Annotated in this window: 16 protein-coding genes; 6 read left to right on the top strand and 10 right to left on the bottom strand. The window is 66.5% G+C overall.

The features are described from left to right. The first annotated feature begins 219 nt into the window (after nt 1-219). Entirely contained in the window at nt 220-666 is a 447-nt protein-coding gene (locus tag QRN34_RS06465; protein ID WP_285403063.1) for a DUF192 domain-containing protein, read from the top strand. A 251-nt stretch (nt 667-917) separates the two neighbouring features. Here the strand turns inward: QRN34_RS06465 and QRN34_RS06460 are convergent, their stop codons facing one another. Next, nucleotides 918-1,106, bottom strand: coding sequence for a rubredoxin (locus QRN34_RS06460; RefSeq protein ID WP_285403061.1), 189 nt, complete (start codon nt 1,104-1,106; stop codon nt 918-920). Nucleotides 1,107-1,201: 95 nt separating this feature from the next. Between QRN34_RS06460 and thiE the strand changes: the two genes are divergently transcribed. Together thiE and hemL are read left to right on the top strand one after the other, a co-directional pair. After that, entirely contained in the window at nt 1,202-1,849 is a 648-nt protein-coding gene (gene thiE / locus QRN34_RS06455) for a thiamine phosphate synthase (RefSeq protein ID WP_285403059.1), read from the top strand. Beyond that, on the top strand, nt 1,846-3,123 hold the full coding sequence (gene hemL, locus QRN34_RS06450; protein ID WP_285403057.1) for a glutamate-1-semialdehyde 2,1-aminomutase: 1,278 nt from the start codon (nt 1,846-1,848) through the stop codon (nt 3,121-3,123). The genes thiE and hemL overlap by 4 nt, the downstream gene beginning before the upstream one ends. 22 nt (nt 3,124-3,145) lie before the next feature. Here hemL and QRN34_RS06445 read toward each other — a convergent pair whose 3' ends face one another. From QRN34_RS06445 to QRN34_RS06425, 5 genes are all read right to left on the bottom strand, one after another. Next, a complete protein-coding gene (locus QRN34_RS06445; RefSeq protein ID WP_285403055.1) occupies nt 3,146-4,393 on the bottom strand; it encodes an acetylornithine/succinylornithine family transaminase in 1,248 nt (415 codons plus the stop codon). A gap of 178 nt (nt 4,394-4,571) precedes the next feature. Beyond that, on the bottom strand, nt 4,572-5,387 hold the full coding sequence (locus tag QRN34_RS06440; RefSeq protein ID WP_285403054.1) for an NAD(P)-dependent oxidoreductase: 816 nt from the start codon (nt 5,385-5,387) through the stop codon (nt 4,572-4,574). 11 nt (nt 5,388-5,398) lie between these two features. Beyond that, on the bottom strand, nt 5,399-6,001 hold the full coding sequence (locus QRN34_RS06435; protein WP_285403051.1) for an LON peptidase substrate-binding domain-containing protein: 603 nt from the start codon (nt 5,999-6,001) through the stop codon (nt 5,399-5,401). A gap of 10 nt (nt 6,002-6,011) precedes the next feature. Continuing rightward, nucleotides 6,012-7,370, bottom strand: a complete 1,359-nt coding sequence (gene mpl / locus QRN34_RS06430; RefSeq protein WP_285403049.1) for a UDP-N-acetylmuramate:L-alanyl-gamma-D-glutamyl-meso-diaminopimelate ligase — start codon at nt 7,368-7,370, stop codon at nt 6,012-6,014. A gap of 46 nt (nt 7,371-7,416) precedes the next feature. Further along, complete coding sequence (locus QRN34_RS06425; RefSeq protein ID WP_036139569.1) at nt 7,417-8,001, bottom strand: adenylate kinase; 585 nt, start codon at nt 7,999-8,001, stop codon at nt 7,417-7,419. Nucleotides 8,002-8,205: 204 nt separating this feature from the next. Between QRN34_RS06425 and QRN34_RS06420 the strand changes: the two genes are divergently transcribed. Further along, nucleotides 8,206-9,462, top strand: a complete 1,257-nt coding sequence (locus QRN34_RS06420; protein ID WP_285403046.1) for a 6-phosphofructokinase — start codon at nt 8,206-8,208, stop codon at nt 9,460-9,462. Between the two features lie 189 nt (nt 9,463-9,651). Here QRN34_RS06420 and QRN34_RS06415 read toward each other — a convergent pair whose 3' ends face one another. Both QRN34_RS06415 and QRN34_RS06410 read right to left on the bottom strand, forming a co-directional pair. Beyond that, entirely contained in the window at nt 9,652-11,070 is a 1,419-nt protein-coding gene (locus QRN34_RS06415) for a UdgX family uracil-DNA binding protein (protein WP_285403045.1), read from the bottom strand. 2 nt (nt 11,071-11,072) lie between these two features. Then, complete coding sequence (locus tag QRN34_RS06410; protein WP_285403043.1) at nt 11,073-12,287, bottom strand: putative DNA modification/repair radical SAM protein; 1,215 nt, start codon at nt 12,285-12,287, stop codon at nt 11,073-11,075. A gap of 87 nt (nt 12,288-12,374) precedes the next feature. On the opposite strand from QRN34_RS06410, the gene QRN34_RS06405 reads away from it, so the two are divergent. Both QRN34_RS06405 and QRN34_RS06400 read left to right on the top strand, forming a co-directional pair. Then, nucleotides 12,375-13,661, top strand: a complete 1,287-nt coding sequence (locus QRN34_RS06405; RefSeq protein ID WP_285403041.1) for an amidohydrolase family protein — start codon at nt 12,375-12,377, stop codon at nt 13,659-13,661. A 149-nt stretch (nt 13,662-13,810) separates the two neighbouring features. Continuing rightward, a complete protein-coding gene (locus QRN34_RS06400) occupies nt 13,811-14,104 on the top strand; it encodes a hypothetical protein (RefSeq protein ID WP_285403039.1) in 294 nt (97 codons plus the stop codon). 144 nt (nt 14,105-14,248) lie between these two features. On the opposite strand, the gene QRN34_RS06395 is transcribed toward QRN34_RS06400, so the two are convergent. Further along, nucleotides 14,249-14,548, bottom strand: a complete 300-nt coding sequence (locus QRN34_RS06395) for a hypothetical protein (RefSeq protein WP_285403037.1) — start codon at nt 14,546-14,548, stop codon at nt 14,249-14,251. Beyond that, nucleotides 14,548-15,519, bottom strand: a complete 972-nt coding sequence (locus tag QRN34_RS06390) for an RHS repeat-associated core domain-containing protein (RefSeq protein ID WP_285403035.1) — start codon at nt 15,517-15,519, stop codon at nt 14,548-14,550. The genes QRN34_RS06395 and QRN34_RS06390 overlap by 1 nt, the downstream gene beginning before the upstream one ends. Nucleotides 15,520-15,556 lie beyond the last annotated feature (37 nt).

Here is a 15,556-nt window from a genome sequence, read left to right as displayed (position 1 = left end):
ATTCTATATCGTTTTTCGTTTCCGTCAACACCCTCGTGAAGCTTTTTTTCGAGGTGGTTGGTGAAGCGAAGAACATGTCGCGTTGAGGACTTTCGTCGCGACCAGGAGGAGAAGTATAGGCGCGAGTAGTGCTTCTGTGAAGGGGTTTTCGACATCTTTCTGAAAAAAAGTCACACGGTAGACTTATTCCATCCGGTCACACTTATAAGGTGTCTTTCGATGATCCGTTTCGCCCTTCCCGTGTTCCTCCTCCTGGCGCCGCTCGGCGCCCTTGCCGCAACCTCGCCGAAGGTCACCCTGCACGGTGCCACCTTCTCGACGGAATTCGCCACCGACGACGCTTCGCGCGAGCTCGGGCTGATGAACCGCACGAACCTGGCAGCGGATCACAGCATGCTGTTCGTCTTCACCGACGACCAGCCACGCGCGTTCTGGATGAAGAACACGCTCATTCCGCTGGACATTCTCTACTTCGACAAGGCCCGCCGGCTGGTCGCCATGCAACTGCACGCCCAGCCGTGCAAGGCCGATCCCTGTGCGATCTACCCCAGCGGCGGTCAGTACGCCCGGTACGTGCTCGAGCTGAAGGCCGGCACCGCGGGCAAGCTGGGGCTGACGCTGGGCGATACGCTGGCCATCGACGGTGACCCGGGTACGGTGCGCTGAGCGCCGGACAGCAGGCGCTCGCACGGCACGTCGACGCGATAGGGCATCAGGCGGGACGGGTCCAGCGACGCCAGTTCGTCCCACTGGTCTTCGAAGGGTATGAAACGCTGCATGGTGTGTCCTCCACGGGGAGCACGCGTTGCGCGTGCCGTGGAGCCAATAAAGCAGGTGGTCCTGCCTTATTGCCGACGGGTTTGGGGCATAACGATGTCAGCCCCTACCCGCCCTCTGGCAAGAGTCCGCCGTACGGCTCAGACCTCGACCATCTCGAAGTCGTCCTTGGTGACGCCGCAGTCCGGGCAGGTCCAGGTATCGGGGATATCATCCCAGGACGTGCCCGGCTCGATGCCCTCGTCCGGCAGGCCCACGGCCTCGTCGTAGATGAAACCGCAAACGACACACATCCATTTGCGCGTGTTGGTGGGGCTGTTCTGGCTCATGGCGTGCGTCGTGTCGTCTTACGGAGAAGTCGTCCATTCTGTCATTCCCCGCGCGACGACGGTAGCGTGACCCGCCCCTCCCAAGGAAATGCCCCATGACCACCCTGATCCGACGCCGCCCTGACGGCAAAGGCGTGTACGCCATCACCGACGGCCCGCGGGACGACCTGTTCGCCGCCGTGGAAGCGGCCCTGGCCGGCGGGGTCCGCATGCTCCAGTACCGCGACAAGACCACGGACGCCGACCGGCGCCGGATCGAGGCGGACGAGATCTCACGCCTCTGCGCGCACCACGACGTGCCTTTCATCGTCAACGACGACGTGCCGCTGGCCCTGGCCACGGGCGGTGGCGTGCACCTGGGCCGCGAGGACGTGTCGATCGCCGGGGCACGCGCCGTGCTGGGTCCCGACGCGATCATCGGCGTGTCCTGCTACGGCTCGCTCGAACGGGCGCAGCAGCTGGCGGCAGAGGGCGCGGACTACCTCGCCTTCGGCGCGATGTATCCCTCGACGACCAAACCACACGCCCCCGTGGCCTCCCACGACGTGTTGACGCAGGTGGCCCGCCTGGGCCTTCCGGTCGTGGCGGTCGGCGGCATCACCCCCGACAATGGCAGGGTGCTGCTCGAGGCCGGTGCCGATTACATCGCCGTGGTCTCCGCCATCTTCGCAGCCGACGACATCCAGACAGCCGCGCGCCAGTTCGCCGCGCTGTTCGACCCCCACCCCGGAATCCTTCGATGACCAGCAACCAGGAACTCTTCGCCCGCGCCCGTACCCTGATGCCCGGCGGCGTCAACTCGCCGGTACGTGCCTTCAAGTCGGTCGGCGGCGAGCCGTTCTTCACCGCCCGCGCCGACGGCCCCTTCCTGTGGGACGTGGAAGACAAGCGCTATATCGACTACGTCGGCTCCTGGGGCCCGATGGTGGTCGGTCATAACCACCCCGCCGTACGCGAGGCGGTCGAGCGCGCGGTGAAGAACGGGCTGTCGTTCGGCACGCCCTGCCCCGCCGAGGTGACAATGGCGGAGACCATCGTCTCGCTGGTGCCGTCGATCGACATGGTGCGGATGGTCAACTCGGGCACCGAAGCCACGATGTCGGCGATCCGCCTCGCCCGCGGCGCCACGGGCCGCTCCAAGATCGTGAAGTTCGAAGGCTGCTACCACGGCCACGGCGACAGCTTCCTGGTGAAGGCCGGCTCCGGCGCACTGACCTTCGGCGTGCCCACCTCGCCCGGCGTGCCCAAGGCCGCCGCCGACCTCACGCTGACCCTGCCTTATAACGACATCGACGCCGCGCGCCTGCTATTCACCCAGGAAGGCAAGGAGATTGCCGGCCTGATCATCGAGCCCGTGGCCGGCAACATGAACTGCATCCCGCCGAAGGAGGGCTACCTTCAGGCCCTGCGCGACCTGTGCACCGAGCACGGCGTGCTGCTGATCTTCGACGAGGTGATGACCGGCTTCCGCGTGGCGCTGGGCGGCGCGCAGGCCCATTACGGGATTACCCCGGACCTGACCTGCTTCGGCAAGATCATCGGTGGCGGCATGCCGGTGGGTGCCTACGGTGGCCGCCGCGACCTGATGGAGCAGATCGCGCCCGCCGGCCCGATCTACCAGGCGGGCACGTTGTCCGGCAATCCCGTGGCCATGGCCGCCGGCCTGGCGATGCTGGAACTGATCCAGGCACCGGGGTTCCACGAGGCATTGACCGCCCGCACGGTGAAGCTCACCGACGGCATCCTCGCCGCCGCCGGACGTGCCGGCGTGCCGTTCAGCGTCAATCGCGTGGGCGGCATGTTCGGGCTGTTCTTCACCGGCGAGACGGTGGAGAGCTATACCCAGGCCACTACGGCGGATGTGGACGCCTTCAACCGGTTCTTCCACGGCATGCTGGAGCGCGGGGTGTACCTGGCGCCCTCGGCATTCGAGGCGGGCTTCGTATCGAGCGCGCACGACGACGATGTGATCGCCGCCACCGTGGCCGCGGCGGGCGAGGTGTTCGCCTCGCTGTAACGCCGCCGCGGCGCTTTATGGATCAGGCCACCTGCGACATCGTCGCGAAGGCCCGCAGTGCCTCGCCGAGGCGCTGCAGGCCTTCGGCGGTTTCCTCGTCGGTAAGGGTCAGCGGCGGCACGATGCGCAGCACGTCCGGCCCGGCCTGCAGGATCAGCAGGCCGTGAGCGGCCGCCAGGTCGAGGATCTCGCTGGCACGGCCCCTGTAGGCCTCGGCCAGCACCGCACCCAGCATCAGGCCGCGACCGCGGATCTCCGCGAACAGCTGAAGATCGTGGTTGAGCTTGTTCAGCCCCGCGCGGATGTCGTTGCCCTGACGTTCCACGTTCAGCAGCACGGCGGGCGAGGCCAGCTTGCGCAGGGCCACGCGCGCCACGGCCGCGGCCATCGGATTGCCTCCGAACGTAGTGCCGTGCGCACCGAACTGCATGATGTCGGCGACCTTCGGCCCGGCCAGCATGGCGCCGATCGGGAAGCCGGCGCCCAGGGCCTTGGCCAGTGTGACGATGTCCGGGGTGACGTGATCGTGCGCGTGGGCGAATAGCGTGCCCGTGCGTCCCATGCCCGACTGGATTTCATCCAGCACCAGCAAGGCGTCGTGCTTGTCGCAGAGTTCGCGCACGGCCTTCAGGAAGCCTGGTTCGGCCGGCATCACACCGCCCTCGCCCTGCACCGGCTCCAGCATGACCGCCGACACGCCACCCTGAGCGAACGCTTCTTCCAGCGCGGGCACGTCGTTGAAGGCGACATAACGGAAGCCGCCGGGCAGTGGCTCGTAGCCTTCCTGGTACTTCGGCTGGGCCGTGGCCGTCACCGAGGCCAGGGTGCGCCCGTGGAACGAACCCTTGAAAGTGACGATGACACGCTCTTCCGGCGGCCGCCCCTTGGAGGTGGCCCACTTGCGTACCAGCTTGATCGCGGCCTCGTTGGCCTCGGTGCCCGAATTGCACAGGAACACGCGCTGGGCGAAGGGTGCGTGGGCGATCAGTTCCTCGGCCAGGCGCAGCGGCGGCTCGGTCCAGAACACATTGCTCGCATGCCACAGCTTGCCGGCCTGGGTGGTCAGCGCGGCGACGAGATCGGGATCCTGGTGACCGAGGGCGTTGACGGCGATGCCGGCGCCGAAGTCGAGGTAATCACGGCCTTCCGTATCCCAGACGCGGGCACCCTTGCCGTGGTCGAGCACCACGTCGCGGGGACGGTAGACGGACAGCCAGTAACGCTTGCCGAGGCCGATGAGATCGGAGGAATCGACAGGATGCGACGACATGAAACGAACTCCCGGACCCGGCCGCAGCGCCGGAACCCATACTGGAACGGATGGAATCGCACGGTACGCTCTGCGGTCCGACATCGATCCGTGGAACATGCATCCTAGCGAGACTGGCAGGGCCGGTCTATGCCGCCGCGCAGCCCCCGGGTTCCGCAGGAAACCGCGCACCGGCCGCCTAGAGGAACAGATCCGGCAACAGCGGCTGGCCCGGCGACACGGCGTAACGCTCGAAATCGGTAACCCCCTGCTCGCGCAGGATGTCCTCATCGATGGCGAAATGCCCGGTGTAGTCGCGCGCGGGGCGGGTAAGCATGGCGTGCGCGGCGTCCGCGACGATGGCCGGGGTGCGGCAGTGTTCCGTGCGCACGCCCTCGATCATGGCGATGGCGGCGGTGGCGATCACCGTCCGCGGCCACAGCGCGTTCACCGCGATGCCCAGCGGCGCGAACTCCGGCGCCATGCCCAGCACGCACAGGCTCATGCCCATCTTGGCGATGGTGTAGGCGGTGTGCGGCGCGTACCAGGCGGGATCGACGGTGGGCGGCGGCGACAGCATCAGCACGTGCGGATTGGCGGCGTCCTTGAGGTACGGCAGGCAGGCCTGCGTCACCAGGAAGGTGCCGCGCGTGTTGACCTGGTGCATCAGGTCGAAGCGCTTCATCGGCGTGTCCGGCACGCCCTTCAGCCAGATGGCGCTGGCATTGTTGACCACGATGTCGATGCCGCCGAAGCGTTCGGCCGCCGTGGCCGCCGCCATGCGCACTTCCGCTTCCTCGCGGATATCCACCTTCAGCGGCAAGGCCACGCCGCCCTCGGCCTCGATCGCCGCAGCCGCCGTATGGATGGTGCCGGGCAGCTTCGGGTTGGCTACGCCGCTCTTGGCCGCGATGACGATGTTCGCACCGTCGCGCGCCGCGCGGAGGGCGATCGCCAAGCCGATGCCGCGCGAGGCACCGGTGATGAACAAGGTCTTGCCTTTGAGCGATGTCATAGCCACGGCCCTCAGGCGCGCTGGAAGCGCGGCAGGATGTCACGCAACTCGGCAAGACGCTGCAGCGGATCGTCCAGTTCGAGCATGTGCTGGCACTCGTTGGCATCCAGCGGCAGCAACTCGGACAGCCGGAAGCCGACCCAGCTGGCGTCATCGCCGCGCTCGCCGATCTCGTGTCGCCACGGTGGCTGCATCTGCTCGGCCAGGCGTTCCAGGATGGTGCCGAGCAGGCCGAACTCCGCCGGCAGCGGCAGCAACGGTTCGTCGCCCCAGGGCGCGAGGTCGCCGCGCATCTGGCCATCCGCCCGCACGCGCGTACGGGTGACCCGGAAACGCTGCCCACCTTCCGCGACGATGCCGAGCAGGCCGTCCTCGCGGGAGTGGAAATCGGTGATGGTGGCCAGGGTGCCGACCGCGGCGGGCACGGCGGGCTGCCCCGCCTCGCGGCCGTCGAGGATCAGGCAGACGCCGAAGGCGCGGCCGGTGCGCGCGCACTCGCGCACCAGGTCGACGTAACGCGGTTCGAAGATGCGCAACTGCAGCTGGCCGCCCGGGAACAGGACGTTCGACAGGGGGAACAGCGGAAGGTCCATTGCGGGCGTGGTGGCGGCCATGCCGTCGAGTCTACCCTGCGTCCAGCGCGTTGAAGAAGCGCCGGGGCGCGCCTTCGAAGCCGCCGTTGGACATGAAGATCACCTGGTCGCCGGGCCGGGCGTCCGCGACCAGGGCATCGATCAGCGCATCCACGCCCGGCACCGTCGCGCCGCGGCCGTCGAGCGCATCGACTACCTTGCCCGCGTCCCACGGCAGCTCGGGCCGGTGCAGGAACACCACGCGGTCGGCATCGGCCAGCGACGGCGCCAGCGCCTCGGCGTGCGCGCCCAGCCGCATCGAGTTGGAGCGCGGCTCCAGCGCCACCACGATGCGCGCCGCGCCGACGCTGGCGCGCAGCCCGGCCAGCGTGGTGGCGATCGCCGTGGGGTGGTGGGCAAAATCGTCGTAGACGGTGACATCGCGTGCCTGGCCGATCCGCTCCATGCGCCGCCGGGCGCTGGCGAAACCGGCGAACGCCGGCAGCAGCGCCACGGGATCGGCTCCGGCCGCGCTGGCTGCCGCCAAGGCGGCCAGCGCATTCATGACGTTGTGGCGGCCCAGCGAGCCCCAGCGCACCTCGCCCAGCACGTCGTCGCCACGGCGCACGCGGAAGTGCGACCCGTCCGCCGACAGCAGCTCGGCACGCCAGTGGCCCGCGTCGATGCCGAAGGTCTCCACCGGGGTCCACGCGCCCATCACCAGCACCTCCGCCAGGTAGGTGTCCTCGGCGTTGACGATCAGGCGGCCGTTGGACGGCACGGTGCGGACCAGGTGGTGGAACTGCCGCTGGATGGCGGCCACGTCGGGGAAGATGTCCGCGTGGTCGTATTCCAGGTTATTGAGGATGGCGATGCGCGGCCGGTAGTGGACGAACTTGGAGCGCTTGTCGAAGAAGGCCGAATCGTATTCGTCGGCTTCGATGACAAAGGGCTTGCCGGTGCCGCGGCGCGCGGACACATCGAAGTTGCCCGGCACGCCGCCGATCAGGAAGCCGGGCGACTGGCCGGCGGTTTCCAGCAGATGAGCCAGCAGGCTGGTGGTGGTGGTCTTGCCGTGCGTGCCGGCCACCGCCAGCACCTCGCGGCCGCCGAGCAGGGTCTCGCCCAGCCACTGGGGGCCCGAGATGTAACGCAGGCCCGCGTCCAGCATGTATTCCACCGCCGGATTGCCGCGAGTCATGGCATTGCCGACCACGACCAGATCGGGCGCGGGCTGCAGGTGCGCTGCCTGGTAACCCTGCATCAGGCCGATGCCGAGCGCTTCCAGCTGCGTGCTCATCGGCGGGTAGACGTTGGCGTCGGATCCCTCGACGGTCAGGCCGAGCTCACGTGCGAGCGCGGCGACGCCGCCCATGAAGGTGCCGCAGATACCGAGGATATGGACGCGCATAGGGGGCTCGTCGGAAGGCCCGCCAGGAGGGCGGGCCTGGAGTGGATCAGGCGCTGGCGGCCTTGACGCCACCGGGCAGGACGTCCAGCACGCGCTGGGTGACTTCGTCGAGCTCGCCCACGCCGTCGACCACCTTCAGCTTGCCGCGCTGCTTGTAGAAGTCGGCCACGGGAGCGGTCTGGTCGGCGTAGATGCCCAGGCGCTTCTTCACCGTGTCCGGGTTGTCGTCCGGGCGGCCTTCCTTCTCGAAGCGGACCTCGCAGCGGTCGACAATGGCGGCGTCGGGCACCTCCAGCTTGACCACCACGTCCAGCGGCTGGCCGATGCGGGCCAGCACGGTATCCAGCGCGTCGGCCTGGGCCAGGTTGCGCGGGTAGCCGTCGAGGATGAAGCCAGGCCGGGCATCCGGCTCGCCCAGGCGGTGCTCGATGATGCCGAGCATGATGTCGTCGGGCAGCAGGTGTCCGGCATCCATCAGGCCCTTGGCTTTCAATCCGAGTTCCGTGCCGGCCTTGATCTCGCCACGCAGCAGGTCGCCGGTGGAGATGTGGGGAACGCCGAGGCGTTCCTTGAGGCGGGTGGCCTGGGTACCTTTCCCGGAACCGGGGGCGCCGAATAGCACGAGTCGCATTGATGCTCCGTTCGTCGGCGCGCGGGTAACCCCGCCACCGGACACAAGAAAATGGATCTCAAGGTAACGGCAGGGGCGCCGCGCCGTCAAACGGACGACATGCCGCAGGTGTAGGGCAGCCCGGGCGGACCTGACGCCTTCAAGCGGGGACGACGTCCATCGCGCTACCCTCGGCGCTCCGTTCACGCCCAAGGAAACCGCAGCATGGCCGCCGGAAAAATCCTCTACGCCCAGTCGGGCGGCGTCTCCGCCGTCATCAACGCCACCGCCGCCGGCGTCATCGAGACCGCCCGGGACAAGGGCATCCCCGTCTACGCGGCGCGCAACGGCATCCTGGGCGCGCTGCGCGAGGAGCTGATCGATACCACCCGCGAGGCCAAGGCCAACATCGCCGGGCTGAAGCACACCCCGGGCGGCGCCTTCGGCTCCTGCCGCTACAAGCTGAAGTCGCTGGAAGAGAATCGTGCCGAATACGAGCGCCTGATCGAGGTGTTCAAGGCGCATGACATCCGTACCTTCCTCTATAACGGCGGCAACGATTCGGCCGACACGGCGAACAAGGTCTCGAAGATCGGCCAGGCGCTGGGCTACGAGGTCAACTGCATCGGCGTGCCGAAAACCATCGACAACGACCTGGTGGTGACCGACACCTGCCCGGGCTTCGGCTCCGTGGCCAAGTACACCGCCATCGCCGTCCGCGAGGCCAGCCTGGACGTGGCCTCCATGGCCGACACCTCGACCAAGGTGTTCATCATCGAGGTGATGGGCCGGCACGCCGGCTGGATCGCCGCGGCCGCCGGCCTGGCCGGGTCCGGCCCGAACGACGCGCCGCACATCATCCTGTTCCCGGAAAACGTGTTCGACCCGGAGACCTTCCTGGCCAAGGTGCAGGCCACGGTGGAAAAGGTGGGCTACTGCACGGTGGTGGTTTCGGAGGGGGTAAAGAACAAGGAAGGCACTTTCCTGGCCGAGTCCGGCGCGCGCGACGCGTTCGGCCACGCGCAGCTGGGCGGCGCCGCGCCGGTGCTGGCGGCGCTGGTCCTCGAGAAGCTGGGCTACAAGTACCACTGGGCGCTGCCCGACTACCTGCAGCGGTCGGCCCGGCATATCGCGTCGAAGACCGACGTGGAGCAGGCCTACGCGGTGGGCAAGAAGGCCGTGGAATACGCCGCTGAAGGCCTCAACGCCGTGATGCCGGTGATCGTGCGGGTGTCCGACGAGCCGTACAAGTGGAAGATCGAGGCGGCGCCGCTGGACAAGATCGCCAACCACGAGAAGAAGATGCCGCGGAATTTCATGTCGAAGGATGGCTTCGGCATCACCGCCGCGGCGCGCCGTTACCTGGCGCCGCTGATCCAGGGCGAGGTGCCGCCGCCGTATGGTGAGGATGGCCTGCCGATGTACGTGACACTGCGGAACACGTCGGTGCCGAAGAAGCTGCGGAAGTTCAGGATGGAATGAGGAGCGGGATCGATGACGGGTTGCACCGGCGATGAGTGTCCGGGATCGCCGACATCGTCGGCTCCTACAACAGCCGGCGACCACGTGCCCCGCGACCACCTGCCCGGTGTAGGAGCCGACGATGTCGGCGATCCATCCGCGACCACCCGCCCCATGTAGGAGCCGACGATGTCGGCGATCAGCCTCGCCTCACCCCAACACCTCCCTCATCAACCCCAGATCCCGCACGAAATCCGCATACCCCGCCTCCCGCGCCTCCGCATCCGGCAGGCGTAGCAGGTACGACGGATGCACGGTCGCCATGGCCTTCCGCCCGTCAGGCAGGTCGATCCACTCCCCACGTTGCGCCATCAGGCGGAACGATGCGCCAAACACCGACTGCGCCGCCATCGCCCCCAGGCACACCAGCGCATCCGGCTGGATACGGTCGATCTCCGCCGCCAGCCAGGGCCGGCATGCCGCTTGTTGCTCCACGCTGGCGCGCTTGTGCAGTCGCACCTTGCCGCGCGGCTCGAACCTGAAATGCTTCACCGTGTTGGTGACGTAGAGCAGATCGCGCTCCACGCCGGCCTCGCCTAGCGCCCGGTCGAACAGCTTCCCCGCCGGGCCGACGAACGGCTTGCCCGCCAGATCCTCCTGGTCACCCGGCTGCTCGCCGATCACCACGATGCGCGCGTGCGCCGGGCCTTCGCCGAACACCGTCTGCGTGGCCGGCTTCCACAGGTCGCACGCGCGGCACTCGCGGGCCTGGGCGCGCAGCGCCGTGAGGCTGCCCTCGGGCGCGGCCACGGTCGCCTTCTGCAGGGGCGTGATCTTCTTCTTCGGGATCGTCGGCTGCTTGTCCACCATGGCCTGCATCCTCGGCAACGCGTCGCGCACCAGTTCGGGGATGAGCCGCGCTTCCGGCAGGTTCTTCCAGTACTTCACCGGCATCTCGCGACGCATCGCGTCCACCTTCAGCCGGGCGGGGTTGAAGATGCTGGCGTAATACGTGCGCCAGAGGTCTTCGAGGGCATCGTCGGACGGCGCGTCCGCGCGGTTGGCGCCCGGGCCGAAGGACAGCGTCTCGCCATTCCAGTGCGCGGTGCGCAACGGCGTCAGCAGCGACCAGTGCATACCCGTGAACCGGCGCACGAAGAACGGCGCCACGCGCGTCACGATGTCAAACGACGGCTCGAACCAGGCCACGTACACGGTGTCGTCGCCGTGGCGCACCTCGCGAAACCGCACGAACGCCTTCATCTTGTGCATGTCGCGGCTGACCTGCTTCACGCAGACATGTGCCCAGGCCACGTCCTCGTCGGTGGCGATGCGCAGCAAGGCCTTCTCGCCGTGCGCCAGCCGCCAGAGCATGCGGTACAGCGTGGCGTGCCGGCGCGTATCGGTATGCGCGAGCACCGCATGGGCCAGGTTGAGGAAATCGCGCGGCACCGCGGGCACCCGCGTATGCACGGCGGGCGGCAGGCGATCGTCACCGCCGAACAGGCCGCCGGTCGCGCCCACCTGCCAGTCCACGGCCGACGGATCCACGTCGGCCAGCAGCAACGCGCGCGCCTTCGCCCGCCACGCGTCGAAATCCGACGGATCGTCCAGCGTCACGGACCACATGGTCAGCCGAACAGGTCGGGTTGCGACGGCTCGCGCAAGTCGCGTCGCAGCACGCCGCTTTCGTGATCACCGCGCGGACGGTGATCCACCGTCTCAACGAAGGGGGCCACCTTCTTCACCGGCACGCGCAGGCGGATCAGGTCGTCGTAGCGGATGCGCCGATGCCCGCGCATCGCGATCATCTTGTCGACCGTCTTCACGCCCAGGCCCGGCACGCGCAGCAGCGTTTCGCGGGGCGCGCGGTTCACGTCCACCGGGAAGGTTTCGCGATGGCGCAAAGCCCAGGCGAGCTTCGGGTCCACGTCCAGCGAGAGCATGCCGTCGTCGCCCGGCGGCGCGATCTCGTCCGCACCGAAGCCGTAAAAACGCATCAGCCAGTCGGCCTGGTAGAGGCGATGCTCGCGCACCAGCGGCGGCGGCTTCAACGGCAGGATCTTCGACGCATCCGGGATCGGGCTGAACGCGGAGTAGTAGACGCGGCGCAGCCGGTAATTGGTATACAGGTTGGTGCTGGCCGAGAGCACGTCACGGTCGCTCGCATCGTCGGCGCCCACGATCATCTGCGTGCTCTGCCCGGCGGGCGCGAACCGTGGCGCCTTCTTCTCGGCCTTGGCCTCGTCGATGGACAGGCGCAGGCGACCCATCGCACTGCGGATGTCGCCCAGGTGCTTCTCCGGCGCCAGCGCTTTCAGGCCACCCTCGGTCGGCATCTCCACGTTGATGCTGAGGCGGTCGGCCCAGCGGCCAGCGGCATCGATCAACTCGGGCGAGGCATCGGGAATGGTCTTCAGGTGGATGTAGCCGCCGAACTTGTGCACGCTGCGCAGCGTGCGCGCGACACGCACCAGTTGCTCCATCGTGTAGTCGGGGGACTGGATGATGCCCGAGGAGAGGAACAGCCCCTCGATGTAGTTGCGCCGGTAGAACTCCAGGGTGAGGTTGACCACCTCCTCCACCGTGAAACGCGCGCGCTGCACGTTGCTGCTGCGCCGGTTGACGCAGTACACGCAGTCGTACACGCAGAAGTTGGTCATCAGTATCTTCAACAACGAGATACAGCGGCCGTCCGGCGCATACGCGTGGCAGATGCCCATGCCTTCCGTCGAGCCGATGCCCCCGCTTTTCAGCGAGTTGCGGCCCTTGCCGCCGCTGGACGAGCACGAAGCGTCGTACTTCGCGGCGTCGGCGAGGATGGCGAGTTTGTCGGAGATCTTCATGGGGAGGGTTATCGTGCCAAAAGGCCCGCGCAGCCGTGTGAAGGCCGCCGCCCGCTATGATGGCGGCCGTTGCCACGGAGCCTTCCCATGGACCTGATCATCCGCCACGCCACGCTGCCCGACGGCCGCCGGGATGTCGATATCGGCATCGACGAAGGCCGCTTCGTGGCCATCGAGCCCGGCCTGGCCGCCAGCGGCCGCGAGGAAATCGACGCCGCCGGGCGCCTGGCCAGCCCGCCCTTCGTCGATGCGCATTTCCACATGGATGCCACGCTGTCGCTGGGCCTGCCGCGGCTGAACGCGTCGGGCACTCTGCTGGAAGGCATCGCGCTGTGGGGCGAGCTCAAACCCGACCTGACCCAGCAGGCGCTGGTGGACCGTGCCATGGCCTACTGCGACATGGCGGTAGCGCAGGGCCTGCTAGCCATCCGCAGCCATGTGGATATCTGCGACGACCGCCTGCTCGCCACCGATGCGTTGCTGGAAGTGAAGCGGCGCGTGGCGCCCTGGCTGCATCTGGAACTGGTGGCCTTCCCGCAGGACGGCCTGCTGCGCTCCCCGACCGCGAAGCAGAACCTGGTACGCGCGCTGGACAAGGGCGTGGAGGTGGTGGGCGGCATTCCCCATTTCGAACGGACCATGGCCGACGGCGCGGCGTCCATCCGCTGGCTGTGCGAACTGGCCGCCGAGCGCGGCCTGCGCGTGGACATGCATTGCGACGAGTCGGACGATCCGCTGTCGCGGCACATCGAGACCCTTGCGGCGGAAACGATCCGCACCGGGCTACAGGGGCGTGTTACCGGCTCGCATCTCACGTCGATGCATTCGATGGACAACTACTACGTATCCAAGCTGCTGCCGCTGATCGCCGAGGCCGGCGTGCACGCTATCGCCAACCCGCTGATCAACATCACGCTGCAGGGCCGCCACGACACCTACCCCCGGCGGCGTGGCATGACGCGCGTGCCCGAGTTGCTGGAGGCCGGCGTCAATGTCGCCTTCGGCCACGACTGCGTGATGGACCCCTGGTACGGCATGGGCTCGGGCGACATGCTGGAGGTGGCGCACATGGGACTGCACGTCGCGCAGATGACCTCGACGCGCGGCGTGGCGCAGTGCTTCGACGCGGTGACGACCAACGCCGCGAAGGTGATCGGGTGGGACGGCTACGGTATCGCCGTGGGCCATCGTGCCGACATGGTGCTGCTTCAGGCTGGCGACGCTTACGAAGCCATTCGACTCAAGGCGGCCCGACTGCTGGTCGTCCGCGGCGGCAAGGTGCTCGCCCGTGCACCTGAACGACGTACGGCGCTGTTCCTTCCGGAACGCCCATCAGAACTGACGTTGGAGTTCCGGCCGGGGTCGATTTCCTGAACCGGCAGGTTCATTAGCTGTCGCGTCAATGAACGCTTTCGCGAACCTTTCCAATCGTAGGACTTTGCGTTCAGCGTCGTCTTCCTAGCATCCAAATCGTCGATCGGCCGAGGTGACCCGCGGTGTGACGATCGTCCTGGAGACCGGCTATGAAAACGATGATCCGCAGTGCCCTTGTCGCCCTCGCCCTGTTGTCCACGTCGGCAGTGTTCGCTCGCGATCACTATGACGACCATGGTCGCGGCCGCCATGGCGAGTACCGTAACAACCACGGATGGCACGATCGCCGTTATGACGATCATCGCTATGGGTATCGCGACCATGGCTGGCGTGGGCATCGTCCGCCGCCGCCTCCCTATCGCCATCATTACTATGCGCATCCGGCGTACTACCACCGGCCGCCTCCGCCGCCGCCACCGCATCGTGGGTATTGGCATCGTTGAGAGATTGGAGGACTGGTCAAGATGTGATTGTGATTCGAGCATTACTGCGGCAAAGCGCCCTACCGATCGCTCGCAGACTTGCTCTAAACGTTGGGTTGTTCAACTCCCTCCTCTGGAGAGAGTTGAACCCGAATTGAGTATCAATCAACCTGCGTAACCGAGCATTATACCGGCAGAAACGAGAAGAACGAGGAGTAAGCCGATACCCCCAGCCCACCGCGTCAGGCTTAGCAACACTCGATGACGACTTGCAAAGTCGGGGTCGAGACCGCGAGACAAGAAGACAACACCAAGCAGCTTCATCTGCGCATTCGCACCGCCAATGCCAACGCCTTCCAAGCGTGTCTCTTTAGACAATAGAGAAGCGAGACGCGCCATGCTTGTCAGATAGCAGATAGCCAAGATAAAGGCTATCGTCCCCGCTACTGTTATTGCTTCTTTCATCAGTTGTTTTCCTTGAATTCTTTGCCCACCGAATAAGTACTAATGCCTCCGCCGGCCCCTGCACCGACGTCAATACCCACCTCAATTTTGTAGGGCGGCGTGTACTCGATATTTAAGCCGGCACCGAGGATTGCGTAAGCTGCGATATCGGCGCCAAACCCTACTTTAACAGCACCGTCTGACGGAGAGTTGCCGTCATACCCCAACTTGATCAGAGTGGTGTCGGCGGATGCTCTTAACCCGATGGCAGGCGTTACGATGCTGACATTGCTATCAGAACGATAAAGACCCTTCGTGGCTTTGATGCCGCCGCCTAGTGCGGCCATGCCCGACGCGGAAAATGTCGGTCGACCCACGAGAAGCCCATCCGCCGTAAAACCTTTGGGCTGGATCGCCGAACCGCCTTTCCGGTCAGATGTGTCGCGCATCCGCTGACAAGCTGCGCTGCAGTCTTGGTGTGGCCTGACCGGCTCTCGCGGCACCGAATCCTGCGCGCCCGAGGGATTGCAAGGAGCGTCGGGAGCGTTTCGTGAACCTGTACACCGACCGCTGGGATCTTGAAACGTTACCGGATTATCGTTGGCGTAGCCGAAGCGATTTACGTCTACTAGGCTACCTGGCTTGATTGCGACAGGGTCGATGCTCAAGAATCTTCCGACATCCGGGTCGTAATATCGAGCCTGCATGTAGACCAAGCCCGAGTCAACGTCATTTAGATGCCCCGTATACCCCGGGCCCTGCTCGAGCGTACCCAGCACTTGTGTACCATAAGGCCGATAATCCGCATTACTGACGATGTTCCCCGATGCATCCGCCTTCGCCAGCACTGTCCCTTGCGGACTCGTGTAGTAGTAGGTAATCGTCTCCGCAGCATGCGCAACGCCCATGCTCGCGCAGACCATCGCCATCAAAAGCAGCAAGGCTGTCAGCCATGCCGACCCCGGCCGCAGGCAACGACGAACGATCGACATCGTGGAAGTCTCCATCATCACGCTCCTGTGCCCGGCC

This window comes from Luteibacter sp. ME-Dv--P-043b, assembly GCF_030209605.1.
In the GTDB taxonomy this organism is placed as follows: Bacteria; Pseudomonadota; Gammaproteobacteria; order Xanthomonadales; family Rhodanobacteraceae; genus Luteibacter.
The sequence above is the reverse complement of the archived record's forward strand: the minus strand, read 5'-3'. Positions and strand labels throughout refer to the sequence as shown.